The 26,168-nt window shown below is 66.8% G+C and carries 30 protein-coding genes and 1 pseudogene; 18 read left to right on the forward strand and 13 right to left on the reverse strand.

The window, feature by feature from the left end; all coding sequences use genetic code 11:
- Positions 1-45: 45 nt before the first annotated feature.
- Positions 46-429, reverse strand: a complete 384-nt coding sequence (locus G1H10_RS03815; protein ID WP_163732857.1) for a hypothetical protein — start codon at positions 427-429, stop codon at positions 46-48.
- A gap of 6 nt (positions 430-435) precedes the next feature.
- Positions 436-768: a winged helix-turn-helix domain-containing protein gene (locus tag G1H10_RS03820; protein ID WP_216852875.1), complete on the reverse strand. Its 333-nt coding sequence runs from the start codon at positions 766-768 to the stop codon at positions 436-438.
- A gap of 210 nt (positions 769-978) precedes the next feature.
- On the opposite strand from G1H10_RS03820, the gene G1H10_RS03825 reads away from it, so the two are divergent.
- Positions 979-1,245 (forward strand): helix-turn-helix domain-containing protein, encoded by a 267-nt coding sequence (locus tag G1H10_RS03825; protein WP_163732860.1) that lies wholly within the window; start codon positions 979-981, stop codon positions 1,243-1,245.
- 34 nt (positions 1,246-1,279) lie between these two features.
- Here the strand turns inward: G1H10_RS03825 and G1H10_RS03830 are convergent, their stop codons facing one another.
- The 4 genes from G1H10_RS03830 to G1H10_RS03845 form a co-directional block, all read right to left on the reverse strand.
- The gene (locus G1H10_RS03830; RefSeq protein WP_163732863.1) at positions 1,280-1,696 is read right to left on the reverse strand and encodes a type II toxin-antitoxin system VapC family toxin; all 417 of its coding nucleotides are present in this window, start codon (positions 1,694-1,696) and stop codon (positions 1,280-1,282) included.
- Positions 1,693-1,893 carry a hypothetical protein gene (locus G1H10_RS03835; RefSeq protein ID WP_163732866.1) on the reverse strand — a complete coding sequence of 67 codons (201 nt, stop codon included), beginning with the start codon at positions 1,891-1,893 and terminating at the stop codon, positions 1,693-1,695. The genes G1H10_RS03830 and G1H10_RS03835 overlap by 4 nt, the downstream gene beginning before the upstream one ends.
- Positions 1,894-1,967: 74 nt before the next feature.
- Positions 1,968-5,621, reverse strand: coding sequence for a MobF family relaxase (gene mobF, locus G1H10_RS03840; RefSeq protein ID WP_163732869.1), 3,654 nt, complete (start codon positions 5,619-5,621; stop codon positions 1,968-1,970).
- A gap of 14 nt (positions 5,622-5,635) precedes the next feature.
- Positions 5,636-6,094, reverse strand: coding sequence for a hypothetical protein (locus G1H10_RS03845; RefSeq protein ID WP_163732872.1), 459 nt, complete (start codon positions 6,092-6,094; stop codon positions 5,636-5,638).
- 659 nt (positions 6,095-6,753) lie between these two features.
- On the opposite strand from G1H10_RS03845, the gene G1H10_RS03850 reads away from it, so the two are divergent.
- Entirely contained in the window at positions 6,754-8,136 is a 1,383-nt protein-coding gene (locus tag G1H10_RS03850; protein ID WP_163732875.1) for a hypothetical protein, read from the forward strand.
- Here the strand turns inward: G1H10_RS03850 and G1H10_RS03855 are convergent.
- Together G1H10_RS03855 and G1H10_RS03860 are read right to left on the reverse strand one after the other, a co-directional pair.
- Positions 8,126-8,638 (reverse strand): GNAT family N-acetyltransferase, encoded by a 513-nt coding sequence (locus tag G1H10_RS03855; protein WP_163732878.1) that lies wholly within the window; start codon positions 8,636-8,638, stop codon positions 8,126-8,128. The two genes, G1H10_RS03850 and G1H10_RS03855, sit on opposite strands and share 11 nt — an antisense overlap.
- Positions 8,635-8,937: a type II toxin-antitoxin system TacA family antitoxin gene (locus tag G1H10_RS03860; protein ID WP_163732881.1), complete on the reverse strand. Its 303-nt coding sequence runs from the start codon at positions 8,935-8,937 to the stop codon at positions 8,635-8,637. The genes G1H10_RS03855 and G1H10_RS03860 overlap by 4 nt, the downstream gene beginning before the upstream one ends.
- Positions 8,938-9,147: 210 nt before the next feature.
- Here G1H10_RS03860 and G1H10_RS03865 point away from each other — a divergent pair, with 210 nt between their 5' ends.
- The 5 genes from G1H10_RS03865 to G1H10_RS03885 are packed head-to-tail and all read left to right on the forward strand — an operon-like array spanning position 9,148 to position 12,812.
- On the forward strand, positions 9,148-10,044 hold the full coding sequence (locus G1H10_RS03865; protein WP_163732884.1) for an AAA family ATPase: 897 nt from the start codon (positions 9,148-9,150) through the stop codon (positions 10,042-10,044).
- Between the two features lies 1 nt (position 10,045).
- The gene (locus G1H10_RS03870) at positions 10,046-10,528 is read left to right on the forward strand and encodes a CBASS system Cap8 protein (RefSeq protein ID WP_163732887.1); all 483 of its coding nucleotides are present in this window, start codon (positions 10,046-10,048) and stop codon (positions 10,526-10,528) included.
- Between the two features lie 7 nt (positions 10,529-10,535).
- Positions 10,536-11,045: a hypothetical protein gene (locus G1H10_RS03875; protein ID WP_163732890.1), complete on the forward strand. Its 510-nt coding sequence runs from the start codon at positions 10,536-10,538 to the stop codon at positions 11,043-11,045.
- Positions 11,046-11,058: 13 nt separating this feature from the next.
- Positions 11,059-11,907 (forward strand): CBASS oligonucleotide cyclase, encoded by an 849-nt coding sequence (locus G1H10_RS03880; protein ID WP_163732892.1) that lies wholly within the window; start codon positions 11,059-11,061, stop codon positions 11,905-11,907.
- Positions 11,871-12,812: an S-4TM family putative pore-forming effector gene (locus G1H10_RS03885; protein WP_163732895.1), complete on the forward strand. Its 942-nt coding sequence runs from the start codon at positions 11,871-11,873 to the stop codon at positions 12,810-12,812. The genes G1H10_RS03880 and G1H10_RS03885 overlap by 37 nt, the downstream gene beginning before the upstream one ends.
- A gap of 91 nt (positions 12,813-12,903) precedes the next feature.
- On the opposite strand, the gene G1H10_RS03890 is transcribed toward G1H10_RS03885, so the two are convergent.
- Complete coding sequence (locus G1H10_RS03890) at positions 12,904-14,037, reverse strand: DUF4238 domain-containing protein (RefSeq protein ID WP_312856520.1); 1,134 nt, start codon at positions 14,035-14,037, stop codon at positions 12,904-12,906.
- Between the two features lie 295 nt (positions 14,038-14,332).
- Between G1H10_RS03890 and G1H10_RS03895 the strand changes: the two genes are divergently transcribed.
- On the forward strand, positions 14,333-14,518 hold the full coding sequence (locus G1H10_RS03895; RefSeq protein ID WP_216852877.1) for a helix-turn-helix transcriptional regulator: 186 nt from the start codon (positions 14,333-14,335) through the stop codon (positions 14,516-14,518).
- 342 nt (positions 14,519-14,860) lie between these two features.
- Positions 14,861-15,124, forward strand: coding sequence for a helix-turn-helix domain-containing protein (locus G1H10_RS03900; protein WP_216852878.1), 264 nt, complete (start codon positions 14,861-14,863; stop codon positions 15,122-15,124).
- A 129-nt stretch (positions 15,125-15,253) separates the two neighbouring features.
- Here G1H10_RS03900 and G1H10_RS03905 read toward each other — a convergent pair whose 3' ends face one another.
- Positions 15,254-16,282 carry an AraC family transcriptional regulator gene (locus G1H10_RS03905; protein WP_216852879.1) on the reverse strand — a complete coding sequence of 343 codons (1,029 nt, stop codon included), beginning with the start codon at positions 16,280-16,282 and terminating at the stop codon, positions 15,254-15,256.
- Positions 16,283-16,366: 84 nt separating this feature from the next.
- On the opposite strand from G1H10_RS03905, the pseudogene G1H10_RS34935 reads away from it, so the two are divergent.
- The 7 genes and pseudogenes from G1H10_RS34935 (at position 16,367) to G1H10_RS03940 (ending at position 21,571) form a co-directional block, all read left to right on the forward strand.
- Positions 16,367-16,979: pseudogene (locus tag G1H10_RS34935) on the forward strand (DsbA family protein).
- Positions 16,980-17,006: 27 nt separating this feature from the next.
- On the forward strand, positions 17,007-17,813 hold the full coding sequence (locus tag G1H10_RS03915) for an MBL fold metallo-hydrolase (RefSeq protein ID WP_163732902.1): 807 nt from the start codon (positions 17,007-17,009) through the stop codon (positions 17,811-17,813).
- Positions 17,810-18,217: a nuclear transport factor 2 family protein gene (locus G1H10_RS03920; protein WP_174264058.1), complete on the forward strand. Its 408-nt coding sequence runs from the start codon at positions 17,810-17,812 to the stop codon at positions 18,215-18,217. Before G1H10_RS03915 ends, G1H10_RS03920 begins: the two co-directional genes overlap by 4 nt.
- A gap of 196 nt (positions 18,218-18,413) precedes the next feature.
- Complete coding sequence (locus tag G1H10_RS03925) at positions 18,414-19,343, forward strand: NAD-dependent epimerase/dehydratase family protein (protein ID WP_163732908.1); 930 nt, start codon at positions 18,414-18,416, stop codon at positions 19,341-19,343.
- On the forward strand, positions 19,340-20,263 hold the full coding sequence (locus G1H10_RS03930) for an RNA polymerase sigma-70 factor (RefSeq protein ID WP_163732910.1): 924 nt from the start codon (positions 19,340-19,342) through the stop codon (positions 20,261-20,263). The genes G1H10_RS03925 and G1H10_RS03930 overlap by 4 nt, the downstream gene beginning before the upstream one ends.
- A 70-nt stretch (positions 20,264-20,333) precedes the next feature.
- A complete protein-coding gene (locus G1H10_RS03935; protein ID WP_163732913.1) occupies positions 20,334-20,570 on the forward strand; it encodes a helix-turn-helix domain-containing protein in 237 nt (78 codons plus the stop codon).
- Entirely contained in the window at positions 20,567-21,571 is a 1,005-nt protein-coding gene (locus G1H10_RS03940; RefSeq protein WP_163732916.1) for a serine hydrolase domain-containing protein, read from the forward strand. The genes G1H10_RS03935 and G1H10_RS03940 overlap by 4 nt, the downstream gene beginning before the upstream one ends.
- A gap of 17 nt (positions 21,572-21,588) precedes the next feature.
- Here G1H10_RS03940 and G1H10_RS03945 read toward each other — a convergent pair whose 3' ends face one another.
- Positions 21,589-22,077, reverse strand: coding sequence for a DUF6221 family protein (locus G1H10_RS03945; RefSeq protein WP_163732919.1), 489 nt, complete (start codon positions 22,075-22,077; stop codon positions 21,589-21,591).
- 59 nt (positions 22,078-22,136) lie between these two features.
- On the opposite strand from G1H10_RS03945, the gene G1H10_RS03950 reads away from it, so the two are divergent.
- Complete coding sequence (locus G1H10_RS03950) at positions 22,137-22,361, forward strand: hypothetical protein (protein WP_163732922.1); 225 nt, start codon at positions 22,137-22,139, stop codon at positions 22,359-22,361.
- 1 nt (position 22,362) lies between these two features.
- On the opposite strand, the gene G1H10_RS03955 is transcribed toward G1H10_RS03950, so the two are convergent.
- The gene (locus G1H10_RS03955) at positions 22,363-23,142 is read right to left on the reverse strand and encodes a TetR/AcrR family transcriptional regulator (protein WP_163732925.1); all 780 of its coding nucleotides are present in this window, start codon (positions 23,140-23,142) and stop codon (positions 22,363-22,365) included.
- 158 nt (positions 23,143-23,300) lie between these two features.
- On the opposite strand from G1H10_RS03955, the gene G1H10_RS03960 reads away from it, so the two are divergent.
- Positions 23,301-25,550 (forward strand): MMPL family transporter, encoded by a 2,250-nt coding sequence (locus tag G1H10_RS03960; RefSeq protein WP_163732927.1) that lies wholly within the window; start codon positions 23,301-23,303, stop codon positions 25,548-25,550.
- Positions 25,551-25,632: 82 nt separating this feature from the next.
- On the opposite strand, the gene G1H10_RS03965 is transcribed toward G1H10_RS03960, so the two are convergent.
- Entirely contained in the window at positions 25,633-26,106 is a 474-nt protein-coding gene (locus G1H10_RS03965; RefSeq protein WP_163732930.1) for a pyridoxamine 5'-phosphate oxidase family protein, read from the reverse strand.
- Between the last annotated feature and the right edge of the window lie 62 nt (positions 26,107-26,168).

A 26,168-nucleotide genomic window follows, 5' to 3' on the forward strand; every position in this document is an offset into this window, starting at 1 on the left:
GCCCCCGGAGGGCTCGTAGTTCGGAACGCCCTCGCGGCGCACAGTTCAGCGGTTCATCAGCTGATGGGCGCGTTGGTAGGAGACGCCGAGGATGGTGCCGATGTCGCGGCAGGTCAGGCCGAGGTCGTTAAGGAGGCGTACGGCTGAGCGGGTCTCATGGTGGGCGGAGCGACGGGCCCAGGCGGCGGTTTCGCGTAGCACGCGGGCGCGGTCGAGGTGTTCGTGCACGGCGTCTGGGATGACCGGCTGTACGTCCACGGTGACGTCGTCTTCGGGCACGTCGAGCATGGCGGCCAGGGCGCGGCGCTGAAGCCGTGCGGTGTGGCTGAGCGTGCGCGCGTGGGTGCACACGCCCGGGTGCTGGTCACAGTGGGTGAGCCAGCCTGTATCGTCCTTGACCGCTGTGCAGGTGTATCGGGCAGCGTTCATCACTGATCACCCGACGTGATGGGCGACGTAGGTGCCCTTGGCGGGGACCTTGACGACAAGCCCGCGTTCACACAACTCGTCCATGGATCTGCGCAGTGTCCCGACCGAGACGTCAAGCGCGAAAGCGAAGTCTCTCTCGCCCGGTAGCCTCGCGCCGGGCTTCAGCTCGCCCGTAGCGATGAGCCCGGCGAGGTGGTTAGCGAGCCTGAGATAGATGTAGCCCGGCTCTCCCGCGCGTGGATCGAACTCCGTGCTGGCAGGGTCCATCACGTGGCGGTCATCGCCGTGTTCTCGGCGCGGGGCGATGCCGGGCTGGTCGTGGTTGGGTAGCGTACCCATGGGTCTCCTCCTGGCGTGTTCAGGTGGGGATCAAGGGACCGTCGTGGAGTGGCTGCTCCCGGCGGTCCCGTCTTCGTTGGTCGGTCGTGCGCTGCCGTGGTGGCGGGAACCTCCTCGGTGTTGATACGGAGATATCAACTGTAGTTGGTGCCCACTACATACGACAAGGCCGCCCACTACGTACATCCGGGATGTCGTTACGCTCGCATCGTGGAGAATCCGTTCAGAGAACGCATCGCCGCGATCGCAGATCCGGTCGAACGTGCGGTGGAGATCGGCAAAGTGCTGAACGGGCTGCCTGAGATGGCAAGCGACCTGCGAGAACTCCGGCAGGCGGCCGTGCTTGAGCTTCGTGCTGCCGGATGGTCGTACGGACAGATCGGCCAAGCGCTCGGGCTTCACCGCAACCGCGTGCAGCAGATCGCCGAGGGCCGAAGCGGCAAGACCCGGCGTCCGGCGACGGAGAATGACGCGTAGCCCGTTCCCCTGGTGGTTTCAGCCCGATTGCTCATCAGGGCAGCAAAGTGAACGCGTCCACGTGGTTCGGGCGAACAATGGAGAAATGACGGCGGTCCATGGTCGCGATATCGGCGATCTTCAACCGTTCGGCCATGGCGACAACGCAGGCGTCGGCGCCACCAAGCGGGAGGTTGGTATAGGTGGCGACCAGTTCACTCATGCGGCGTAGGTCGCCTGGTTCGACCTGGGAGATCTGGCCGTATGAGCCTTCGGCGAGGTCGCTGAGGAAGGCGGCTTCAACGTCTGGTCCGCAACGTCGCCAGATCACGTAACACGCCTCTGACACGAGCGGAGCAGGAATGAGCAGGTCGGTCTCGTCGGCGGCGAGGAACCAGTCTTGGCAGGCGTGGTGGTGCGCATCTTCGGCGTTCACGAGTGCGACCAGGACACCCGTATCGATCAGGATCACTCGCCGAAGCCCTCGGCGAGGATCTGGTCGACTCGCGAGGAGGAGTCTCGGCCGCCGCGACCCATGCCGAGCGATTTGGGGAGACGTCGTTGACGCTTCGGCGCGGTGAGGCTGGACAGCGCCTCGGCCGCCCGGTCGAGTTCGTCCGGGCGGATGCGTTCGACCATGTTGTGCAAGTCTTCACGCGTCACTGTCATGTGACCAAGCATACTTTTCAGATCCGACCTGTGCTCGGGGGTGAAGCATGCTCGACGCGTTTCTTCCCGACCGGTCACAAGGAAGGTGCGGATCGCTGAGATTGTGGCCGATGATTGGACTTCGACGCAGGCAGATCTAGCTGGGCACCGAGTCGAGCGGCCCGGACGATGTGTTCGACGCGTCGGCGGTCCGCACGTAGCGCCCAGCTCCCACAGTCCGGATCTACCTCGCCCATGGCACCGCGACCGGTGATGCCATGGCGTTCACGGTACGCCGCGACTGTGATGACGTTGCGAAGCCACTGTTTGCGCTGTTGTGATGTTTGGGGCGCATGCCCAAGCTCGCGGAGCCAAAGTGCTTGGTCGGTAATGGCCTGCTGGGCGAGGGCGGCAGCACGCTGTTCGATGAGCGTTGCTCGTTCGTCGAGCGCTCGGCGAATCTCGGGATCGTCAACGTGGACGGCGGCGGGTATGAGCCCGGCGATCATCCGCCGTGACGTCCGGCTGCGGCCGGTGGCAGTGGCTTGATCGGTGAGCTGTTCCAGCCGGTGACCGAGCAACCCTAGCGGATCGTCGCTGTTCTGAAGCTCGGCGCGGGAGGCGAGCCGTGGCAGCAGGGCTGCCGGGTCGAGGCCATGGGCATCGGCTCGTCGCATCGCCGCGACGACAGTCGCGTACGACGGCGAGGTCGCCATGTCAGTGTCCGCCGGGCACGTCGTGTTAAGGATGCCGGCCCAGTGGTGAGTGTCGGCCTCGCGGGCCAGGGTGTCGTATTCGGCTGCGAGTCGGGCAATGCTGGTGGCCTGATCTTGCCCAGCCGTGATGGTCTCGTGGGCCGAGGACTCAGCACCCGAGCGGCGTATGACCGCAGCGAGCACATCGCGCACGGACGGAACGTGCCCGTCGGCGACCTCATCCTCATCGCCGGTGATGACGTAGGCGGTGTTGGCGTGCCGGCCGCGGCTCATGCCCACGTAGAGAGTCTCGCGGGTCGTGGTCTCGGCGACGAGGGTGTGGGCGGTGTCGACGGTGGCGCCTTGCGCGCGATGGGCGGTGCATGCGTACGCGAGTTCGACATGCTCGGCTACGTACGCGGCGGGGAGAGTGACTGGCTGCCCACCGGTGGCGCGGGTGACCGTGAGCGATCCGTCGGCGTGGCGCGTTCGGACCGTCCACTGGTCGCCGTTCTTCACCCAGGAGCGCGGGCCGGTCGCCAGCTTGCGGTTGTTGAGGCGGGTCACGATGCGGTCCCCGCGCCCGGCCGTCGTGCCGTCGTGCAAGGGGACACCATCGAGGGCGACTTGCCCGGCGGCGACACGATCGGCGCGGGCGCGTTCGTTCAGATCGCGCACGGTGGCCGCGTCCGGCGCGATGAGCAGCGACGCGAGCCCTGCGGCGGTGTCGGACTGCCACGCCAGGAAGGCGTCATCCAGGGCTTGGTGATGGTCGCCGGAACGGATGCGGGCGTGCCCAAGGTAGGTGTCGATGACGTCGATCTCGCCACGGCGCAACCGACGACTGGCTTCGCGCTCCCAGGCGTGAGTGAACCGTCGAACCCCGGTCAGCTCAGCTACCTGACCGCCGTAGTGCCGGACCAACAGGCCGAAGGCCCCACCGGCGTCGACGGCGGACAGCTGCGCAGGATCACCGACCAGCAGCAGCTTCGCACCCGCCTGTTCGGACTGGGCACGCAGCTCATCCAGTGCGAGCGTGGAGGCCAGAGACGCCTCATCGACGATGACCAGTTGGCCTGGGCGAAATTGCCACCGGCTGGACTCAGCCTGTAGGTCGGCAAGTGCGGCATCCCACCGCCGAGTCGACTCGCCGGCCGCGAGAGCCGCGTCGCGATGCCGACGGAGCTGACCGGCGCGGGTCATGCGTGCCTGTGCGCCTGGGCCGGTGGATTCGTGCAGCCACTTGGCCGTGTTCTCGGTGGTAATGCCGAGACTGTCCCCGAGTACCTCGGCCGCCGCAGCCGATGGCGCCAGCCCCACCGCACTTCCCGCCCCATACTGCGCCTCCCAAGCTCGGCGGAGGACGGCCAGGGTGGTGGTCTTTCCGCTCCCGGCCGGGCCGACCAGCACATCCACCATCCGTCCACTTGTCGCGATCTGCCGGACTGCGGCCACCTGGTCCAGGGTGAGGGTTTGGCCGTTCGTCTGCGACGTGGCGCCCGTGCGTACCAGCGCTTCGTCGACGGTGGGTGCAGTGCGCGTCTCGAACGTGGCGAGGAGCCGGTCCTCGGCAGCCAGGATGGCCGCACTGGTGTAGACGTCGGCGTGAGAACGACGAAACGCCGACGTCCCATCCGCACGACGGAACACGCCCGGCGTGCTCGCAAGCTCTGGCGGGGTGAGGCAGATGCTCTGCTCGGCCACCCGCCGAGTAACCGCCGTGATCAGCTCATCACGCTGGTCGCCGCTGGCGAGCCGGTATGGCATGGACGCACGGGCAGCAGCAGCTCGGACATTCCAGCTCCGCCAGGTCGAGCGCTCACTGCTCAACTCATGCAGCGTTGCGGCAGCGACCTGCTCGACCACGCTCGCCCACTCACCCTCACTTACCAGACGAGACGGCGTCCGGCTCGCGTCCACGATGAGCGTGCGCGCCCAACGGTCCGGATCGGTGCCGAGCTGCCGCGCAGCGCGTGCGCGCCACTCGGCGCGCAAACTCACGAGCGGACGGAACTGCTTCGCGGGCCGGGTGGCGTAGGTGGCCTGCTGCCGCAACCGCAGCACCGTGGCGTCATCCGGGTCACGGCCATGCGACGCCCGATACGCCGCGACCAGGTCATCCTTGACCGACTCGATCCCGTGCGCGCGCCGAGAGAACGAAGCGATCAGCTCATCCGGCACCCCAGCGATCTCCCACGACTGGTTCTTCGCCTTCACCGGGTTGCCGCGCTGCTCCCAGCCGACTCCGAGTCGGTTGGTGACGTTGTCGGCCAGCAGCGTGTCATACAGCTCACTCATCGCCACCGCCGCCGGGAACAACGACCCACGCGAATCCAGCGTCCGCCACGCCCCGTCCGGACCCTGAACGCGGTTGGCAATCACCACATGGGTATGCAGCTGCGGATCACCTGCCCGGGAGTCGTAGTGATCGAACGCGGCCGCGATCACGCCACGCGTCTCAACTTGCGCGACCCCGTTCGTACCGATGCGAGTGCGGGCGACATCCCGCTCGATCACCCTCACCACCTCGGCCAAAGCGTCATGGTGGGCCTGCTCGACGACCGTGCGCACGTCGTCGGGTGCGAGCGCCCACAGCGCGCTCACCGACTTCGGCGGGGAGAAAACGCAGTCAAACCCGGACACCGGCCGCCGGGTCGGGCGGTCTCGCTCCTGCGCCTCGATTGTCGCGACACGGGCTGCGCGCTCATCGCCGGTCAGCATGGCGGGCAGAGCGCGGATCCGCGCGTCCGCGCGCTCACGCCACGACTTCGGTTGCGCGAACCGCCGACCTAATGCGACACCGGTCACCGGATCTGTGCCGTGCTTAAACAGCCGCTCCATCTGTGTCTCGCTCACCACCGACCCGGCCGTGAGGCCCTGACTGTCGGCAAGACCAGTGAGGCCCGTGCCGAGCCACCTGCCCGGTGGATTCCCCGACTCCGCGTAATACCGCGACATCGACGACGCCGAGGCGGCCATGCCCTCACCATCCACTACGTGGCGCAGTAGGTAGGCGTAGCCGTCACCGGCGTGCAGTTCCTTCACCGACATCATGCCCGACGCCCACGTCACATGTCTGGCGAGGCATCTCGACGTCGCAGCGGCTGATGAGGCTTCGCCGCGTGGACCCCCTCAAGCGACGGTCGCACCGTCGGTTGCTTGCGGTCGGGCGTTGTACCCACCGCACGCGTGAACTGGTCCGAGACGTACAACCGGCCAACCTTCGACCATGCATCGCCGACATGTCGATTCGCTTCCGCAGCGTGCATCTCGGCGTCGGCGAGGGACGTGCAGGCTTCCCGTGCCAAGACCTCAGGCGCAGCTGCTTCGCCCATCTCGTCAACGCGAAGGTTCGGCGACTCAGCCATGCTCTCGATGCGCGACCGAACCCGACCTGCTACGGCCTGCAGAAGCCGGAACAGTTCGTCTAGCTCGCCGAGAGTATCGTAGAGATCGGACGGAGCTAGCTCGGCTCGATCATGAAGGGTTCCACGGATCGCGTCCACGGCATCACGCAAGTGCGTCATCGCAACTCCTCACCAGCAGTAGGTACGGCCCTGAAATCAGCGCCTTCTACTACTTAGGGAGCCCCCGCGGAGCGCACGCTGGGCGAGCTGTGCCGGGAGATGCCAGACGTGTACGGTGTCCGGTGTTGACGGTCGAGCGGCAGACGGTCAGGTCCAAGTCTGTTGGTGACGCGGCGCTAGTTCGGACTGAGATGTCCGATGTCTTCGTCGGAAGCGAAGGTCGTGGCTGTTGTCAGCGAGCAGAGAGCTCGGTCAGAGTGGTGGGCCTTCGGTGAAGCGTGGCTTTGTCACTCGGGCCGTGTCTATCTGGACCGCGTTCACACCAGAGCCACATAGGTCTCCCCCACGGTGTTCGGCGCATTCCGACGGACGCCTACGAGAACGTCAGCTCATATGACGTCGCCGGAAGCTTAGAGATTGCGTCATTCCGCCCACTATGGCGCATCAGACTGCGCTCAAGTCCGGCCGTGACAGTGATCCCGCAATTCTGAAGGTCGGGTTCGAGTGCCCTCAGCTCTGCCAAACGGGCGCCTTGACCGCAGCCGTCTCACGCCGACGTTGATCAAGGTTGCCGGATCTTTAGAAGTGTCGGATCTCCGACGTATCGTACATTTGACCGGCCCGCAAGATGGTGCTGACTCGGGAGCAAGGGAGCGCAGGTGGACCAGGAAGCACAACTGATTTCCGTGGCCTTGGTGCGGTACGCCGACTCTTGCCCGCCGACCTTGCACCCGGACTGCCCGTACGTCGAAGAGTCGGAAGGGAACCGAACCTGCCGTTCACAGTGCCGAGACGAGGTTGTGCGCCTGTCGAAGCCCGGACACACGGGCGGGACCATCCTCGCCGGTCCGCTATTCGACGCCCGACAGTACCTGTTGAGTGAATCGACGGCGGTGCCGGACGCGAACTGGCACACGTCGTCGCTACTGCTACGACTTCGATCGGCTCTTCTGAGTCCGCCCCGAAGTCACCGTGGTGAGTATTTCCTCGTTCGTGAGATCGATGCCACCAACGCGCTCGCATATCTCGGTCAGCGGGGATTCGACTCGGAGTGGATCGTGCGGTTCGGGTTGGCGCAGGAGCTACCAACCATGCTGGCCCTGTGGGTAATCGGCTGGTACTCCGAGCTTGGCCAGACAGAGCAGCGCCCGCAGTGGGTTGCCCCGTGGCTCGATGCCTTCGAGAATCGCGTAGGTGAGTGCGACAGCACTGACATCGGCCAGTTGCTGGCGGCTGCTCACAGGAGTGGTTTCATCGAATGGGTCAGGCGCTGGCTACAGCAGGCGCCTCTGCACGACGTCGTGGCGTGGACGCCCATGGATGACTCTACCGACGGCACCGACCCTGATGATGGTCAGGCGCGCTGGATGATCGATCGCTTCACCGAAACGTACCTTCGGGACTGGGTCGAGACCTCGCTTCACCACGAGTACCACTACTTACGTGGCAGGCAGGATCCGCCTACCACCATCGCAGAGATGATGCGCCGACAACTTACAAAGAGCGATGTCGATCGCGAGCTTGCCCGGAGGTCTGTCGAAGGCTCGCGCTCTCGGCTCGCTGAGGTCAGGAGCCAGGCCATTGGCTTGCTTAGTGAGGGTCGTCGCCGTGAAGCTGCCGCCCTCTTCGACGCCGCTCGCATACTTGAACCGCAGGACGCGGAGGCGCACAACAACTACGGATTCTGTTTGACGCCTGACGACCCCGAGACCGCCCTCCGTGCACTTGTCCGTGCAGAGGAACTCGGCGTTGCGGCCAAGGCTCTGAACCTCCTCAATCAGTCAATCGCATTGCGCTTACTTGGCAGACCGGCGGACGCATTGGCGGCGGCCGAGCGCGCACTCGATCAGACAGGCGGGCGCAGTGAGCCAGCCTGGCTCTGGGACAATCTGATCGCGTCCGACGAACCGACGATCGAGAACGTTGACCTTGTGACTTACATCCGTCGCCTGGGCCGAGACCTCGCTGAAGAGCTCGGCGAGGAGGAGCAAATGGATCTGTGGCGGCAACGACTGTCGGTACTTGATGGCCCTACTGATTGACTGACTTGTGCAAGTCCTTCAGCAGAAGGAACAACTGCAAGGGATCGATTGGCGATGGCTCGAACTCAGCCTGGGCCAGGTAGAAGTCCCGTGCCTCGTCGTCCTTGGCGTGGATGAGTAGCGCTTTGACGCCGATCTCGTCCGCTGCGTTCGAGACGCGCACAAGTGCGTCACGCAGGAGTCCACGGCCAAGCTTCCGGCCTTGATGATCTTCGTGCACGGCCAGGCGGGCGAGAACGATGACCGGGATTGGGTGCCGCGGCACGCCCTTCGTCATCCTGGCGGGCGCGTCCTGATGGTCCACGCCACCCGTAGCCAGCGAGTAGAAGCCAACGACCTCGTCTGAGTCGTCGACCGTTGTCACGAACGTGGTGGTCATGCCGGCATGCTGGTTGATCAACGAGTAGCGCTTGAGCCAGTCGTCCAGGGGTTGACGCCCGCACCGGAACCCAGACACTTCATGGTCGGGGCTCAGCCGGGCAGGTTCCCGATACGACGTCACGTCTGCGGCTCGAATGGCGAGTCTTCGTTGAGCAGCTCCTGGAGCCTTGGCTTGAACACAGCCGGTCGCTCAAGGGCAGCTTCGAACGCTTGCCAAGCGTCATCGCTGACAGCGAAGTATCGGCGATCTGCGAGCACATGCTCGGCGGTCGCAGTCGCGCTGTCTAGAACGAACTCGCTCATGCTCTTGTCTACTGCCTGCGCTGCCTGACGGATCAGCTTGTCCTGCTTAGCCGAGGTTCGGATGTTGAGCCGTGAGTCGCGTACGGGACGGGCAGCTGCGGCTTCCTCATTAGGCATGAAGGACTCCTTCCACAGAATGTGAACCCAATGTACTCACAGACCCTTGCGTTAAGCAACCCGTGTCTGTACATTGTGAGTACACGCGACGTAGTTCTGTCGACCACGTCCAGCTCCCCAAGCCTAGGAGAACCATGCGAGACCCGAAGAAATCCGGCCACCCCGGAACCAAGGCCCAGCACACCTCTACCTCCCGGCCCGAGGCGCACCATGAACGTCTCTGAGTGCATCGTGCGCAACGACCTCGTCCCCGACGACCGCTACAGCGGCTTCTGGGACTCGATCGTCGTTGACCCGACCATCAAGCAGCAGCTGGTCCGCTCGGTGGCCCTCGGGCTCAACCTGCGCACCAAGCTCCCGTTCCACGCCACCGCGCTGCACGGGCTTGCGCTCCTGACCGGCCCGCCCGGGACCGGCAAGACCACACTGGCGCGCGGCTCGGCGCACAAGGTCGCCAGTCTGATGCCCGACTCCAAGGCCCGGTTCATCGAGGTCAACCCCCACGGCCTGATGAGCGCGGAGCACGGACAGAGCCAGCAGCGGGTCTCCAAGCTCCTCGCCGAGCACATCCCCGACCTCGCCCTCGACGGACTCCCGACGATCGTGCTCCTCGACGAGGTCGAGTCCATGGCCGTTGCTCGTGGCGCCGCGTCCCTGCAGGCGAACCCGGCCGACGTGCATCGGGCGACCGACGCCGTGCTCACCGCCCTCGACGACGTGGCGATCAAGTCGCCCCACATCTTCACCGTGGCGACCAGCAACTTCATCGAGGCGCTCGACGGTGCCTTCGTGTCCCGCGCCGACCTTGTCGTCGAGGTGCCCCTGCCCGGCAAGGAGGCCGTGAACACGATCCTCGCCTCCACCCTGACGGACTTCGCCGAGGCCTTCCCGGCCCTGGAGAAGGTCGCACAGGACCCCCGTCTTGCCGAGGTCGCCGACCTTCTCGTCGGCCAGGACGGACGCGGGCTGCGCAAGCTCGTCTCCGCCGCGATGCTCACGCGGAACGAGACGACCATCGACCCGAACGAGCTGACCATTGGGGACCTCCTGGTCGCCGCAGGGGCACTGGCATCGCGGTCGACCACGCCGGGTAAGGAGCGCAGCTGACATGGAGCGCACCCGCAAGTTCGCCGCATCGCCGGTCAGGCCGGCGAACGCGACCTGGACGCAGATCAAGGACCTGCTCGCCGAGTCGCTCGAGCGCAGTGCGGCGGTGCCGGACAGCACCGTCGCCACCGCGCTTGGCCCTCTCGACGGTCTCGTGCCCTCTCTCATCGCCAGCGGCTACCTGGCAACCGAGCCGCTGGTCGTCGTCGCCGGGGACCTGCGGCTCAACCTGTATGCCGTCCGCGGTGACGCCGCGTTCGACGTCGAGGAGAACCTCGGCCCGGTCCCCGGAGCGGCCAGCAGCTCCGCGAACTGGCGGATGTATGTGCCGTCACCGGTCCACCTGCGCGACACAGTCGCTGAGGCGTGCACCGGACAGGACCACCTGATCTCCGGCAAGCCGCCCGCCGCCACAGAGGCCGCCGATTCCGGGAGCGCCAGCCGGATCTACGCCATCGACCCCGCCGCGCTGCGGCAGATCTGAGCCGACCATGACGAGCACCTCCGTCGGCGTCCACGCCACGACCAGGACGCACACGGCCAACCACCTCTCCGACGTCATCATGTCCTCCATCGGTGACATCCTCACCACCCTGGGGATCAGCACCAGCCGCTTCTACAAGGACTGGAGCCAGGACTTCACCGCCATCAGCAACTGGATCGAGGAAGGCACCCTGAAGACGGTCGCGCTGGAATGCCACCGCCCCGACGGGACCGTCAAGCCGGTCTTCGACTTCGACGTCACCTACGCGCCCGGCGGGGTCGGCGACCGCAAGTTCACCGCGGACAACGCCTCGCTCCTGAAGTACATGGCCAAGCTCGAGCGGGTCCCCGCTGGCACGACCTACAGGCTGGTGTGCTCTTTCAACTCGACCTGGCACTCCGATCAGGTCGGCTGGAGTCCGGGCAGCAAGGCTTCGACGAGCGGTCTGCGTATCCGCACCGTCGGCACGCTCGCCGGCGGGCCTGACGCCACCGCTACCACCCGCATCCACTCCTGAGACGAGAAGCACTATGACCATTGTCGACGACGCGTTCTCCGGGCTGAAGTCCAATCTCGAGATCACCTCGGCAGAGCAGGCACTCGCCCAGAGCCGACACATCCTCATCCGCGACCACGTGAAGACCCGGTGGACCCTGACCGCCGACTTCATCACCGGAAGCTACGACCGCCACACCAAGACCAAGAAGCTCAAGGACGTCGACCTGTTCGTCGTCATCGACCCCGACGGCGACCAGGGACACTTGGCCAAGGGCACCGGGACGGGCGCGGTCGACGCGCTTGCGGAGATCCTCGCCACCCGGTGGAGCGTCACCACAGACGACACCGTGGTCACCGTCTCCTACGCCGATGAAGACGTCGCCTCCTACGAGATCGCGCCGGCGTTCGCCACCGAGAACGGCTACAAGATCCCCAACGGCACCGGGTGGATGGAGACCAACCCCAACAAGCATGCCGAGATGGTCACCGCCAAGAACAAGGCCTGCGGCGGCAAGTTCGTCCCGCTGGTCAAGATGATCAAGGGCATGAACCGCGAGGCCGGTGAACCCATCAGCCCGTCGTTCCTCATCGAGGTCATGGCCCTTGAGCTCGTCGAAGCCCCGCTGGGCAGGTACCAGGACGAGGTCCGCTTTTTCCTGGCTGCGGCCGCCGACGCCGCGCTCCAAGACTGGCCCGACCCGGCCCGGCTGGGGCCCGACGTCAACGGCGACGTCTCGTCTTGGGAGCGGACCGCGTACCAGAACGCCTTCCGGTCCTGGCTCGCCGTCGCGGAGGAGGCCATCTTGCTGGAGAACGAGGGCCGGGAGCGCGCCGCGGTCAGCACGTGGAAGACCCTGTTCGGCTCCCGGATGCCCGGCTGATGGCCAGTGTCACCGAGCACGAGCCTGGGCCGATCAACTTGCGTCAGGAAGACCCGCACGCCCAGCGGCTCCTCGCTGGCCAGTCCCGCCTGTACAGCGACGCCAAGCACATCCGGAGGTTCCGGTTGCCGGTCACCTTCGGCCTCGCGGCTCTCAGCGTCCTGGCCGGCTTGGCGTTCCCGGACGCTCGCCCCGCCCTGGGCCTGGCTGGCGCCCTGGTCAGCCTGGGATGGTCCGCCCTGGCGTTCGGCCCGGAGCGGCGCAAGCGGATGACGGCGGCCGCAACCCAGGAGGAGTTCGACTGCTACGTCTTCGACCTGCCGTGGAAGTCGAGCGCCGTCGACCATCCGTCGGCCACGACAATCGCCGAGGCCGCCGGCCGCTACAAGGGGAACCGGCTCGCCGGCTGGTACCCCAGGACCGGACCACTTCCGCGGCCGTTGGACGTCCTGGTGTGCCAGCGTAGCAACCTGGGCTGGGGCACCGCCGCACACCGCCAGTACGCAACGTTCCTCACCGGAGTCCTGGTCGCGCTCTTCCTCATGGTCGGCATCGTGATCTGGCTAGTTGACGACGGCATCTTCATCGTCCTCCCACTCGCTGCGCCTGCGAAGGATCTCTTCGAGCTGGGCCGCGAACACCGGACCAGCGCGGAGTCGAAAGACAACGCCGAGGCGAAGGCTCGCAAGGTCTGGGACCAGGCGCTCGCGGACCCGTCGGCTGTGACGCTCTCAGACTGCCGCGATATCCAGGACCTGATCCTGACCACGCGCCGCAACAACGCCAGCGTCCCAGACTGGTTCGACAACCGCCGCCGTAACACTTACGAGACGAGCATGCGGCAGAGCACCGAGCACTACATCGAACAAGCCATCGCTGCCGGCCGGGCCTGGACGACTGAGTAGGACTCGACAGTTCGAGGGCACTGAGAGCTCGAAGCGTCCGATTCTGCTGAACTGAGTGCGTCATACCGGCTCCCGCGAATGCCCATATGGCTCAGGTTCTGCCCGTGTTGCGGTATCGCTGGATGTCGGTGTTGAGACGGTTCAGCATTGTTTCTGCCGTGGCGGTCGGATCGGTCGTGGTTCGTTCTGTGCCGGGGTGTTCGCTGGATGCGTGGTCGGGTACGTGACGGTGGAGCCATCGTCGCTCGATGCCGGCGTCGGGGTGCAACGTGGCATAGGAGAAGGTCGACTGGCTTCCGCCCGCGGCAGGTCGTTGTTGCCGGATCGCCAGGACTTGGTCGAGGTCGAGACGCGGCCGGGGGTCATGGTCGGGGTGCCAGAAGATGTGGCGGTGGGCGGTCTCCATCACGGTTTCGTTGAGGGGGATGGTGATGGGTGCACCGTTCGGGTCGATCTTGTGGTCGATGGTCAGGTCGCGGGCTTGGGGGCGCTGGATCGGTATGAGGAGGTATCGGTGGGGATCGAGTGGCAGGTAGATGTCCCAGTACGACGCGGCGCGTAGTTGATCTGAATCGTCCTGTGCATTCATGATTTGGACCGGTGCGTCACTGGTGAGGAGGCATGGCGTGGAGTAGCCGACGCCCCATGCGCGCCTGTAGATGGTCGCCGCTAGCGGTGCGACGTTCTCGGCTATGTACCGGATGTGGTGGTTGGCGCTGGCGATTGATCGTGGCGGATCGAGGGGGCTGCCGTCGAGGTTCCATAGGCGCTCGCGTTGCCGGGGTGTCCGCAGTATCTGGGCTGCGATCCACCAGGACATCGCTAGGCGATGGGCTGGTCTCGGTGGCCAGGGCCGAGGCAACGCGTCGGCAGCCGGTGAGCCTTCGTCTTTGTCGAGGAGCGCTCGAAAGGCGGTCGTCGCTTCGCTCTCGATGATGCTGAGGAACTTCTCCGTGTGATGGTGCTCGACACCTTCAGGCGTCGTGCCCCAGTAGAAGCCCTTCTCAGATCCGATGTTGCGAGTGCTTGCGGGGAACTCACTCCGAGGGTTGTCGGCGGGTGCTGCGATGAGTTGGTGGCCGCCTCGACCAGAACGCGGGACGGCCCACCGCCGCAGGTACATCTGCGGCACGAAGTGGTCGTTGGTTGCCCGCGCTTTGTCGCCCATGATGTTTCCTCTCGGATACCGACCCGAGTCAATGAGTATGGTGGACGGCGGTGACATGCGTCTGAGGTCAAAGGCGAGTTATTCACATGCCAAGACGGCCGGATTGAGAACGGCGGCGTCATGATTCGCCATTTACGACCCCGTCTCTACGCATCGAACGCCCTGCCCCTGGACGCGCCGCCCATCCTGCCCCGCATGCTTTGATGGACGGTAACCGGGCAGGCCAAAGGCGCCTGCTAGGGAAATGCGGCGAGAGGACGAGCTGCCTTGTGAGGCGGATTTGATGACAGGTCCGTTGTGCGGCCTGATGGGGCTCCCTATTGGGTGAGGACACCAAGGAGGGAGATCGCTCGTGAACGAGTACATGACTACGGCTGAGGTGGCGGAGCTATTGCGGGTCCCCGCAGAGACGGTGCGCTACTGGCGCTATATCGGCAAGGGGCCCAAGAGCTTCCGGCTTGGCGGCCGCCGCGTGTTGTACGCCAGAGAGGACGTTGAAGCGTTCGTCGCGGCGGCACGGGCCGAGGGCGCAGCCTAGGTAGGCCCGTGCTGACTCGGCGCGGGCGCGACAGGTGTTCGAAGATCAAGTTCGACCGCTTTACGACCACAAAACTACTCGACATGTCCAACGGGCGCCAGCGGCGATCAACTGCATCGTGCCAGGTCACCCAGCCAAGCCAACGGCTACCAACGCGCACTTCGTGCACCTGATCGAAGGTTGGGGGTTCGAATCCCTCGGGGCGCGCCCATCGACGGTGGCTGGTCAGAGCGATCTGACCAGCCGCTTTGTCGTTGTGCGGCCCCACTTTGCGACCGTGTTCACGTCTCCGTGATGCACGACATTGTGATGTGATGGCGAACGGACAGACAGGTGGTCACGGTGGCTCCGCACAACCAGACATTGACGACACAGGAGGCGGCGGATCTGCTGGGGGTGAGTCGCCCGACGGTGGTGCGGTTGCTGGAGAACGGTGAGATCCCGTACTCGCAGCCGGGGCGGCACAGGCGTGTGCTGCTCCGCGACCTCCTGGACTTTCAAGAACGACGGCGTCATGAGCGCCGAGCGGCGCTGGATGAGTTGACGGAGATCTCCGAAGACGCCGGAGCGTACGAGGCCACTGCGACGCCGCGGCGTACACGGTGATGTGCCATGGCCGTTCGAGTTTTTGCTGGACACCTGTGTGCTGTATCCGGCGTACCTGCGGGGCACGCTCCTGGGCCTGGCGGAAGTCGATTTCGCCGACGCAATCCGGCCATACCTCGCGTGAAATGGTCACTCACGTTCAGCCAGGATGTCGCCGATGTACGAGGCGGCGTCGCGCCCGCCTCGGCCCATGCCGAGTGACCTCGGCAGCGGTCGTTGCCGCTTCGGCGCAGGTAGAGTTAGCGAGCCACCGAGTTTGGGGTGTCGTTCGGGCGATTCAGTGCGCGGCCTGAAACGGCCCCGGAAGGCAGCCGGCGTCGTCCCGGTGCGGTGCTGGAAGTACTTGGAGAAGTTGGACGGATCGTCGAAGCCGAGTTGGTCGGCGATCCGTGCGACCGAGTCGGGTCCGTGGGCGAGGAGGCGTTTGGCTTCGAGCACGACGCGCTCGTCGATGAGCTGCTTGGCGCTGAGGCCGGTGTTCTCACGGGCGAGTCGGTTGAGGGTGCGGGTCGAGTAGCCCAGGCGGGCCGCGTAGTCGGCGACCTTGTGCCTGGTGCGGAAATTCGCCTCCAGCTCGTCGCGGAACCAGACGAACACTTGGTGCATGGGCGGGCGGTGGCTGCCGGCCTCCGGTTCGGCCATGACGAGCAGGAGCAGCGCCGCGGCGAGAGCACGGGCCAAGGCTGCGTCACGGACGTCCGCGGTCGACGGTGCCGGTGTCGCGGCGGTGGCCTGCGCGGCGTCGAGGGCGGCTGCCACGGGCGTGCCTGCGACCGTGGCGGCGGCCCAGTGGTTGGGGGTGACCGCACCCGCCGACCGGATCAGCTCCCACGTACCGGTGTCGATCGCGGACGGGGTGAACAGGAAGACCGGGCCCTCGATGTCGTCGATGGCACCCCACTGCTGCACCTGGCCGGCGCGCACCCAGATGAGGTCGCCGGGTTCGAGCGGGTACCCGGTGAAGTCGACGGTGTGTACGGTGCCGCCCGACTCGACACGGATCAGCAGGTCGAAGTCGAGGCGCTGGGGTGCGATGAACTCGCGCGGGCCGCCGCGTACCCGCATGCGAGCCAGTGAGGTGAGCTCGATCTCTCCGGTCACACCGGGCGGTGGCACATACCGGACGGGCCGGATGGCGTCGGGGGACATCGTTCCCATTTTTACCATGTTACGTCGCGCCGCTACCGTGAAAACCGCAGGCCAGGTCCCTAGGCTTCGAGCATGACGGTGAAATTGACCTATGTGTTCGACGCCTACTGCGGCTGGTGCTACGGCTTCGGCCCGGCGGTCCGCGGCTTCGCCGCCGCCAACGCCGGGCGAGTCGAGCTCGACGTCGTCAGCGGGGGCCTGTTCACCGGAGCCCAGGTTGTGCCGATCGGCACCATGACGTACGTGGCAGGAGCCAACGCGCGCATCGCCGCGTTGACCGGTGTCCAGTTCGGGCCCGGCTACCACAAAGCTCGTGGCCGACGGCCGCTTCGAGATGGATTCCACGGCCGCCGCCGCCGGGTTCGCCGCGCTGCGGGCGGCGGCTCCCGGCCGAGCCCTGGAATCGGCGGAGGCGATGCAGCGGGCGTTCTACTTCGACGGGCTGAGCCTGTCGGAGGTGTCGACCTACCGTCACATCGCCCAGCAGCAGGGCCTGGACGCCGACGCGGTCGTGACCGGGTTCGCCTCGCCCACAGGCCGGACCGCGGCGGCACAGGACTTCACGCGCGCGGCCCGGCTCGGGGTCACTTCCTACCCGACCCTGTTGCTGCACACCGACACCGGCGTGATCAGGCTCGGCGGTCCCGCGTCCACGGCCACTCAGCTCACCAACGCGATCGACCGGCACCTCGCCCATTCCGAATAAACAACAACAGTCCGAAGGGACACAGCAATGAGCAACCTCACCTACAAGATCATCGACGCGGCCGACAGCTCGCTCAACAAGACGAGCACGCTGGTCACGGGTGACACGGAGTCCATCGTGGTGGACGCGACCTTCACCCGGGCCGACGGGCACCGGATCGTCGCCGAGGTCCTCGACTCCGGCAAGCGGTTGACCACCGTGCTGATCACCGCCGGTGACCCGGACTTCTACTTCGGCGCCGAGGTCGTCGCCGACGCCTTCCCCGAGGCGGTGTTCGTGGCACCGGCCAACGTCATCGACCACATCCGCGAGACCTATGAGAAAAAGCTGGGCGCCTGGGCACACCTCGGAGCCAACCTCCCCACCCGGCTGGTCGACATCGCGCCGCTGACCACGCCGTCGGTCACCGTGGACGGCGTCGAACTCGAGGTGCGCCACGGCAGCGAGGCTCTCGGCGACCGTGCCTGGTACGTCTTCGAACCGGCGGGACGCGCTCTGCTCGGCGGTGTGCTGCTGTTCGAAGGGCTGCACGTGTGGACCGCCGACACCCCCACAGTCGGAGAGCGCACGGAATGGCTCCGTTTCCTCGACAGCGTTGAAGCGCTCAACCCCGCCTTCGTCGTCGCCGGCCACCGCGTCGCCGGCGCGCCCACCGACACGACCGCGATCCGGCACACCCGCGAGTACCTGCGGTACTTCGAGAAGACCGTTGCCGACGCCGCCGACGCCGCAGCGGCCGAGGAAAGCCTGTTGGCCGCCTACCCGGACGCCGGGCTCCGGATCGCCGCCTCGCTGGGCACCAAGGTCGCGAAGGGAGAGATGACGTGGGGCTGAGCCCGGCCGACGACACGGCACCGGCCGCCGTGGTCCGGCGACAGTACCTCGCCTCCGCCGCGGGCGACCTTACCGCCCTGCGGGCGACCCTCGCCCCCGACGTGGAGTGGACTGAGATGGCCGGGTTCCCGCTCGCCGGCACCTACCGCACACCCGAGGGCGTGACGAGCGAGGTGATGGAGAAACTGGCGCAGGACTGGGACGACTGGGTCGTCCACGACGACACCTACGTCGCGGACGGCGAGGACGTCGTCGTCCTGGCCCGCTATACCGCGACCCACAAGGCGACCCGCAAACCCCTGAACGTTCGGGTGGCACACCACTTCACGGTGCGTGGCGGGTTGATCGTCCGGTTCGAACAGTTCGTCGACACCGCGCTGGTCCGCGACGCGATCACCCCATGATTCGGCACGGCGCCCGCGGACCCGAGTTTGATCATCGCAGCTGACGTAGGTGCGGGACGTGGGATCTCGCCACGGTATCGGTCTCCTTCACCGCCCCGTCAGGGCAGCGAGGTGGATGCGGCATGTCACACGTAGGCGGGTCTGTCTCGTCTCAGGTCTGAGAGGACAAAGCCGAGGTCGGAAGGGTGTGATGGGCATGCGGGTGTTCGTGGCAGGTGGCACCGGCGTCCTGGGACGGCGCCTCGTGCCGCAGTTGGTTGCCCGGGGACACCACGTCACCGCGACGACGACCAGCGCCGCCAAGCTGGACGTCCTGGCCCAGATGGGCGCGGAAGCGGTCGTTGTCGATGGGCTCGACCCCATGTCGGTCGGTGAGGCCGTGGCGCAGGCTCAGCCGGACACGATCGTGCATCAGATGACCGCCCTGTCCCTGACGCACGCAGGCAAGCCGGATCTGCGGCACCCGGACCGATACTTCGCCGCCACCGTCCGGTTGCGGACCGAAGGGACGGACAACCTGCTGGCCGCGGCCGAGGCGACCGGCGTATCGCACATCGTCGCGCAGGGCTTCGGGAGCTTCAACGGAATCCGCGAGGGCGGATGGGTGAAGACCGAGGACGACCCGTTGGATCCGGGTCCGGCGAAGGCTCCGAAGCTGGCGGAGGCGTTGCGGTATCTCGAGGACGCGGTCGTCAAAGCCGGCGGCGTGGTGTTGCGGTACGGCGCGCTGTATGGACCCGGTGCCACCGACGATCAGGTCGACCTGGTGCGGAAACGGAGGTTTCCGCTCGTCGGGCGTGGCACCGGTCATTTCTCCTGGGTGCACCTCGATGACGCGGCAAGCGCTACGGTGCTGGCTGTGGAGCACAAATCGACCGGCGTCTTCAACATCGTCGACGACGAGCCGGCCCCGGCCAGCGAGTGGCTGCCGTATCTGGCTGAGTGCGCGGGCGCGAAGCCACCGATGCGCGTGCCGAAGTGGCTGGCCAGGCTGCTCGCCGGGGAGATGGCGGTGATCATGATGACCGAAGGCCGAGGCTTCTCCAACGCCAAGGCCAAACGGGAGCTCGGTTGGGAGCCGCGCTATCCGTCGTGGCGCCGGGGTTTCAAGGAAGTGCTGGCATGACTCGGGTCGATGAGTTCGAGGAGCTTCGGCCGCTGCTGTTCTCGATCGCCTACCGGCTCCTGGGTAGCGTGAGCGAGGCCGAAGACGCGGTCCAGGAGACCTGGCTGCGCTATGAGGCGTCCGCGACCCAGCCGACGTCCGTGAAGGCGTTTCTCTCGGCGACGGTGACCCGGATCTCGATCGACGTGCTGCGCTCGGCCCGCGTCCGGCGGGAGACGTACGTCGGCCAATGGCTCCCGGAGCCGTTGCTCGACGACCCGTACGAAGATCCGCAGCGTTCGGCGGAGTTGGCCGACTCGGTATCGATGGCGGCCTTGCTGCTGCTTGAGCGGCTCAGCCCGCTTGAGCGGGCGGTGTTCGTGCTGCGAGAGGTGTTCGGGTTCGGCTTCGCGGATGTCGCCTCAGCGGTGGGGCGCTCGGAGGCGGCGTGCCGTCAACTCGCGGTGCGAGCGCGCCGGCACATGGATGACGGCCGGCCTCGATTCGAGGCGGACCGTCGTGAGCGCGATCAGCTCGCGCAGCGGTTCCTGGTCGCCTTCACTGAAGGTGACGTCGACGGCCTGCGAGATCTCCTTGCCGCCGACGCCCAGATGGTTGGCGACGGCGGCGGCAAGGCTCCACAGTTCGCCAGGCCTATCGTCGGTGCGGACAAGGTGGCGCGGGCGCTTGCCGCGACAGTGCCGCTGCTCCTCCGGGTCGAGGTCACGGTGGAGCCACGCGAGGTGAACGGCCAGCCCGGCGCGATCTTCCGCGACCGGGACCGCAAGATCATCAACACCATGGCGTTCGACATACTCGACGGCCGGATACAGACGATCCGTTCCGTGATCAACCCCGACAAGCTCGGGCATGTGGGGCCGGTGGGTGACGCCTGGGCGGTCGCCCGTGCGGCTCAAAGCGTTCGTCGCCCGCCGGCCTGACCCGGAAGTCCGCCACGAGGGTCGTCAACCACTGTTGACGAAGCTCTATGGGGTCAACTACTGTTGACGCATGGATGTGGAGCAACTGCGAGACCTGGTGGTGACCACGGCCGATGAGGATCCGTTGGTGGGCCTGGCGGCCGTGGCGCGGATCGGCGCGGAGATGGAACGGGCCGAGGCCGTACTCGTCCGCCGCGCACGCAACAAGGGCGCGACCTGGTCGGAGATTGCCGACGTCCTTGGTGTCTCCAAGCAGGCGGTGCACAAGAAGCACGGCGGTCGCCGCATCTTGGGCGGCCAGCCATGACCGATGCGCTGTACGGCGATGGCCCGCTCGCCAGCCGGCTGAGAGAGCTGCCGGCCTCTCGTCACCCCGTCGTCGCGGCCTGTGTGGTGTCGCCGGAGGGCGTGTCCGTCGCGAGCCGTGGCGCGGGACTTGACGCCGACTTCGAGATCGGCTCGATCTCCAAGGGGATCACCGGGCTGCTCTACGCCGACGCGATCGTCCGAGGTGAGGTCAACTCCGATTCGACCCTCGGCGAGCTGTTACCGCTAGGTGACGTGCCTGCCGCGCGGCTGCCGTTGGATGCCCTCAGCACGCACACGTCAGGCCTTCCCCGCCTGCCGAGATCGGCACAGCCATGGCGGCGCACGGTCGCTCTGTGGCGGCACGGAACGAATCCGTATGGCGAGAACCTCGCGCAGCTGCTGGACCAGGCGCGCGACGTCCGGGTCGGAACCCCGCGGCCGCGCTACTCCAACTTGGGCTTCGAGTTGCTGGGTCATGCCGTCGCGCGCGCCGCTGGCACCGGCTACGCCGAGCTCGTACAGCGCCGCATCGTAGGTCCACTCGGACTTGAACGTTGCTACGTGCCGGCCGGCCCGGATGAGCTCCGGCCAGGGGCACTTGCGGGGCGAAGCCGGCGTGGGCGGGTGCGGGAGCCCTGGACGGGCGAAGCGATCGGGCCGGCGGGCGGCGTCCGGGCGTCTATCGCCGACATGGCTCGCCTTCTCGCGTCGCTGCTCGACGGCTCGGCTGCGGGCGTCGCCGCGCTCGATCCCGTCGCCCCTTTCGGCCGCGGTGCGCGGATCGGTGCCGCGTGGATCACGATGGTCGTGAAGGGGCGGCCCATCACCTGGCACAACGGAGGCACGGGTGGCTTCCGATCGTGGCTCGGGGTCGATCGGGCGGCTGGGGCTGGCGTCGTCGTCCTGTCCGCCACGTCCGTGTCGGTCGATCGGTACGGTCTCGCCTTGCTGCTGGAGCGAGCCACGTCGGCACACCAGGGAGCGGGAGAGTCCCGGTAGAGGTATCCCGCGGCCGGTCAGTCGTCGATGGCGGGTGGCTCGTGTTCGGTGTCGGTCGGCCGTGGAGCGGATCTACGCGTCCTGCCGAAGTCCTCGCCGTCCGGGCCCCAGCCCGCATACCAGTCCGAGTGGTCCCTCCAGCCGCTGGCCAGCACGTGAAGGAACGGCTCGTCTCGGAGGAACGGATTCGGCGACTCGCGGCGGGCTATGCAGTCGCGGGCGATTTCTCGCCGATCGTAGATCCGCACCAGTACTTTCGACGGGTCGCGTTCGGTGGCATGCCATCCCTCGTCATCGCAGCTGCACACCAGGGGTGCCAGCGCGAACTGCTCGGCCTCGTCGAAGATCATGGTGGAGTCGGGAGCCAGCGCGATAAGTTCGCCGCCCTCGCCCGCATCCAGAGATGCGCCGGCGGCGATCGCCTGCAGCGTTGCTGCTTCGGCCTCGTCGAGCCTCCGCATCACGAACTCTGCGGGGTCGGGAGACCATCTCAAACGCGAACCCATGACCACAAAGTACTCCCACGGTCCTTATAGGTTCTATACGTAGCTCATGATCAACAACTATGGGAGTGCAGAAGGCCGTATATGTCCGCGAAGAGGATGTCCAGCTGTGGCGGCGCGCGGAGGCGTACGCGAAGGCGCGGCGGCTGAGCATGTCTGCACTGGTGATGACGGCGCTCGAGCAGTTCCTCGCCGACGCCGGCGATACCCCCGTGCCGCGGCCTCGCGGCGGCGCCGATGGCGCTCCGGAGGCCGGGCAGTCCGAGGCTCAACGTGACGCCCCGTGAGTCAGGAGTCGGGCCAGGGATATCCGGACGTGATCGCGGTCAGCCGGACCACGGTGTCGAACAGGGCGTCGCGTCCCTCAGGTCCGATGAAGCTGAAATGGCCGTACGTCTCCAGCGTGACAAAGCCGTGCAGCATGGACCAGGCGGTCAAGCAGGCCTGGAAGAACTCCGGTGGCAACGGCCCCGCGCCCGCCGGGGTCATGACCTCGTCCTCGTCCTTTGCCGGCTTGTGTAGTGAGGGATGTGCCTGGGCGATGATCGGTGAACCCAGCATGCCGCGCTGGTCGGCGTCGAGGAACATCGCCTTCAGCTGCATCATCGCACGTTGGGCCGCCTCCGTCGTCGGTCCCTCCTCGGGGGCGATGTAGCCGGGCACCGGCAGGCCGAAGATCAGCGCGAAGCGCTGCGGGTCGCGGTTGGCCCACGCACGGTACGCCGCGGCGACGGCGTAGAAGCGGCCAGGCAGGTCTTCAGGGTCGACCGCTTCCCGGGCGTCGGCGACCTTGTCGCCGAGATCGTCGTACGCGTCGACGATCATCGCGGTCAGCAGCTCGTCCCGGTCGTTGAAGTATCGATACAGCGCTGGAGCGGTCATGCCCATCTCGCGAGCGATGTCGGAGAACCTCAGGTCGGTCCGGCCTTGCTCGTGCATCAGCCGTAGGGCCGTCTCCTTGATCTCCTCGATGGTCGCGGCACGGGCGCGCTCCCGCCGGGACGGTCGCGCCTCGGATGCGACGTCCGGCGGCTCGGACGCGCCGGGTCCGGTCTGCGATGTGTCCACGTGACGTGTCTCCTCAGATGAACGTTCGGTTAAGCATCGTTACAGAAGTGAAGGCCCTTGACAAGTTCGAGTGTACTGGCGAATAGTTATGAGCCATAACAGATGTGACTGCGCATTAGCTACGTCACGCTCCATCTCGGCACTAACAGGGGATCACCATGAGTACCTCCACCTCCACGCCTGACCGGAGGGAGCCCGCACCGCCACGGCCTGGACCGCTCGGCAGACTCGCCGGCGTGGCGTTCCGTCGTCGGGGCCGTGTGGTCGTCGGCTGGATCGTCGCGATCGCCGCCGCCGTCGGACTCTCCGCCGCGTTCGCCGGTGATTTCGCGGCCGACTACTCCGCGCCAGGTTCCGACTCCAAGCAGGCACAGGACCTGCTCAGCGACCGGTTCCCCGCCTTCGCCGGGGACACCGTGGACGTCGTGGTCCGCGCCGACGATGTCACCTCTGCGGACGTGCGGGCCGACGTCGACGAACTGCTCGGCGAACTTGCCGCGGCCGATCACGTGGCCTCGGTGGGCGACCCGTACCAAGAGCCGGGCGGCGTCTCCGAGGACGGGCGGACCCTCATCACGCAGCTCAGATTGACCTATGAGAACGGGGCGAACGTCCCGCACGAAGCCAGTGAACAGTTGCTGGCGGCGGCCGACGAGGCGGAGCGCCCCGGCCTTGACGTGGCGCTCGGCGGGCAGTCGATCCAGCTCGCAGAGCAGGGCGAAATCGGTTCCGAGGGCATCGCGCTGGTCGCCGCGGCCTTCATTCTGCTGTTCACCTTCGGCTCCGTGGTGGCCGCCGGGCTGCCGCTGTTGGTGGCGATCTCGGGCCTCGGCGTCAGCGCCATGGCGACGGGTCTGGTCGCCGCCGTGATCGACGTACCGGACTGGTCGACCGCGCTGGCCACCATGCTGGGCATCGCGCTGGGGATCGACTACGTGCTGCTCATGGTCACCCGCTATCGCGAATGGAGGCTCGTGGGCCTGGACTCGGAGCGGGCCACCGTCGCGACCCTGGATACCGCTGGGCGTGCGGTGCTGGTGGCCGGTACCACCGTCGTCGTCAGCATGCTCGGCCTGTTCGCGATGGGGCTGTCGTTCATGCGCGGCGCCGCCGCGGTGACGATCGTCGCCGTCGTGATCGTGATGGTCGCGGCGGTGACCCTCTTCCCCGCGCTGCTCGGATACCTCGGCACCCACATCGAGAAGCTGCGGCTGCCGCTGGGGCGGCGCAGGCAGGCGCAGGTCGCCGAGGGCGGCCATGTGGCGGCCTCACGGGGGTGGACGTGGTGGGGCCGCGTCGTCGACCGGCACAGCGCGATCGCCACGGTCGTCGGGGTCGCGGTCCTGCTTGCGCTGGCGGCCCCGTTCCTCGGTGCCCGGTTCGGGTTCCCCGACGCCGGCAACGAGGCGGAGGAGAAGTCCGTCCGGCATGCCTACGACATGACCGCCGAGGCGTTCGGCAGCGGGGCCAACGGGCCGCTGCTGCTTGCCGCCGATATCTCCGGCTCCGACGCCGCCGCCCTCGAGTCCGTCGCCCAGCAGATCGCCTCGACCGAGGGCGTGGCCTCAGTGAGCCCGCCGGTGTTGAACGAGGCCGGGGATACTGCCGTGTTCACCGTGATTCCGACGACGGGTCCGCAGGACGACGCCACGGCGGACCTGGTGCACACGCTCCGCGACGACGTGGTTCCGGTGGCGACCGACGGAACCGGGCTGGAGATCTACGTCGGCGGCATCACGGCGACGAACATCGACTCGACGGACAACGTGGTCGACCGGCTGCCGCTGCTGATCGGCGGCGTGGTGCTGCTGTCGATGGTGTTGCTGCTGGTGGCGTTCCGTAGCATCGCGATCCCGATCACCGCGGCGGTGATGAACCTGCTCTCCGTCGCGGCGGCCTATGGCGTGGTCGCGCTGGCTCTCGACGGGGGCTGGTTCGGTCAGTTGATCGGCATCGACACGGCGACACCGATGCCGGCGTTCATCCCGGTACTGATCTTCGCCGTACTGTTCGGGCTCTCGATGGACTACGAAGTGTTCCTCATGAGCCGGATGCGCGAGTCCTGGGTGCGGAGCGGAAGCAACGCGCGGGCCATCGTGGAAGGGCTGACGGGGACCGGACGGGTGATCACCGCGGCCGCCGCGATCATGATCGCCGTGTTCGCCGCCTTCATCCCCAGCGAGGAGGTGTTCCTCAAGGTGATCGGTGTAGGCATGGCCGCCGCGATCCTGGTGGACGCCACCGTCGTGCGGATGCTCTTGGTGCCCGCGGTGATGCACCTGTTCGGCCGGCGCAACTGGTGGCTGCCGGCGTCGTGGGAGCGGCGGCTGCCGCAGTTGCACGTCGAAGGCCGTCCCGAGGTGCACATGCCCGCGCCCGCGGAGAAGGACCTGCAGCCGGTCAGCTGACCGCCCCTCCCTCCCCATGATCATGAACACTTTCCGTTCACATAGCACGGTTCGTGTTCATGATCATGGTCGAGGGGCGGGGTCAGTCCTTGCGTTCGAAGGTCTCGACCGGTCGGCCTGGGCGCCAGAGCTGGATCAACATCCCGGTCCGGCTCTCGTTCAGGCCGGCCAGCACGACGTCGTCGATCTCCATCAGGAACAGATGGAACGCCCCCGGTGCATTGACGGGATGCTCGAGATACTCGTCGAACCGCTCCGGCGGAACCTCCACCGCACGGCCGGAGATCCTCGCGTCGCCGCCCTCCATGGACCCGTCGCCCGGGTTGGAATGCAGCGCATAACGCGGATCCCGCTGCAGGTCTTTCGCCTTCATCGCGTTGAGCATCGAGCCGATGGTCAGGTGATCGCCGTGGAAATCGACCTCGGTGCCGCTGACCCGAGGTGCCCCGCCGCGGCGGAGCGTCGCCAGGACATGGTGCTTGGTGAACTCGAGACGCGCGCGGACGGCGGCCGCCAGCTCGGGCGCCTCGACGGAGAACTGTTTCCAGGTTGCCATGCCTCCACTGTGCGCGCGCATTCTTGACATCTTGTGTCAGTGTCTTGGCGTAGATTCTCGGA

This window comes from Phytoactinopolyspora halotolerans, assembly GCF_010550675.1.
GTDB classification, from domain to species: domain Bacteria; phylum Actinomycetota; class Actinomycetes; order Jiangellales; family Jiangellaceae; genus Phytoactinopolyspora; species Phytoactinopolyspora halotolerans.

Excerpts from the sequence above, each read along its gene's own strand:
- G1H10_RS03815 (WP_163732857.1), bottom strand. The coding sequence starts at position 429 with ATGAACGCTGCCCGATACACCTGCACAGCGGTCAAGGACGATACAGGC.
- G1H10_RS03820 (WP_216852875.1), bottom strand. The coding sequence starts at position 768 with ATGGGTACGCTACCCAACCACGACCAGCCCGGCATCGCCCCGCGCCGA.
- G1H10_RS03835 (WP_163732866.1), bottom strand. The coding sequence starts at position 1,893 with ATGACAGTGACGCGTGAAGACTTGCACAACATGGTCGAACGCATCCGC.
- mobF (WP_163732869.1), bottom strand. The coding sequence starts at position 5,621 with ATGATGTCGGTGAAGGAACTGCACGCCGGTGACGGCTACGCCTACCTA.
- G1H10_RS03845 (WP_163732872.1), bottom strand. The coding sequence starts at position 6,094 with ATGACGCACTTGCGTGATGCCGTGGACGCGATCCGTGGAACCCTTCAT.
- G1H10_RS03860 (WP_163732881.1), bottom strand. The coding sequence starts at position 8,937 with ATGCCTAATGAGGAAGCCGCAGCTGCCCGTCCCGTACGCGACTCACGG.
- G1H10_RS03865 (WP_163732884.1), top strand. The coding sequence starts at position 9,148 with ATGAACGTCTCTGAGTGCATCGTGCGCAACGACCTCGTCCCCGACGAC.
- G1H10_RS03870 (WP_163732887.1), top strand. The coding sequence starts at position 10,046 with ATGGAGCGCACCCGCAAGTTCGCCGCATCGCCGGTCAGGCCGGCGAAC.
- G1H10_RS03875 (WP_163732890.1), top strand. The coding sequence starts at position 10,536 with ATGACGAGCACCTCCGTCGGCGTCCACGCCACGACCAGGACGCACACG.
- G1H10_RS03880 (WP_163732892.1), top strand. The coding sequence starts at position 11,059 with ATGACCATTGTCGACGACGCGTTCTCCGGGCTGAAGTCCAATCTCGAG.
- G1H10_RS03890 (WP_312856520.1), bottom strand. The coding sequence starts at position 14,037 with ATGTCACCGCCGTCCACCATACTCATTGACTCGGGTCGGTATCCGAGA.
- G1H10_RS03905 (WP_216852879.1), bottom strand. The coding sequence starts at position 16,282 with ATGGGAACGATGTCCCCCGACGCCATCCGGCCCGTCCGGTATGTGCCA.
- G1H10_RS03915 (WP_163732902.1), top strand. The coding sequence starts at position 17,007 with ATGAGCAACCTCACCTACAAGATCATCGACGCGGCCGACAGCTCGCTC.
- G1H10_RS03925 (WP_163732908.1), top strand. The coding sequence starts at position 18,414 with ATGCGGGTGTTCGTGGCAGGTGGCACCGGCGTCCTGGGACGGCGCCTC.
- G1H10_RS03930 (WP_163732910.1), top strand. The coding sequence starts at position 19,340 with ATGACTCGGGTCGATGAGTTCGAGGAGCTTCGGCCGCTGCTGTTCTCG.
- G1H10_RS03935 (WP_163732913.1), top strand. The coding sequence starts at position 20,334 with ATGGATGTGGAGCAACTGCGAGACCTGGTGGTGACCACGGCCGATGAG.
- G1H10_RS03940 (WP_163732916.1), top strand. The coding sequence starts at position 20,567 with ATGACCGATGCGCTGTACGGCGATGGCCCGCTCGCCAGCCGGCTGAGA.
- G1H10_RS03945 (WP_163732919.1), bottom strand. The coding sequence starts at position 22,077 with ATGGGTTCGCGTTTGAGATGGTCTCCCGACCCCGCAGAGTTCGTGATG.
- G1H10_RS03950 (WP_163732922.1), top strand. The coding sequence starts at position 22,137 with ATGGGAGTGCAGAAGGCCGTATATGTCCGCGAAGAGGATGTCCAGCTG.
- G1H10_RS03960 (WP_163732927.1), top strand. The coding sequence starts at position 23,301 with ATGAGTACCTCCACCTCCACGCCTGACCGGAGGGAGCCCGCACCGCCA.
- G1H10_RS03965 (WP_163732930.1), bottom strand. The coding sequence starts at position 26,106 with ATGGCAACCTGGAAACAGTTCTCCGTCGAGGCGCCCGAGCTGGCGGCC.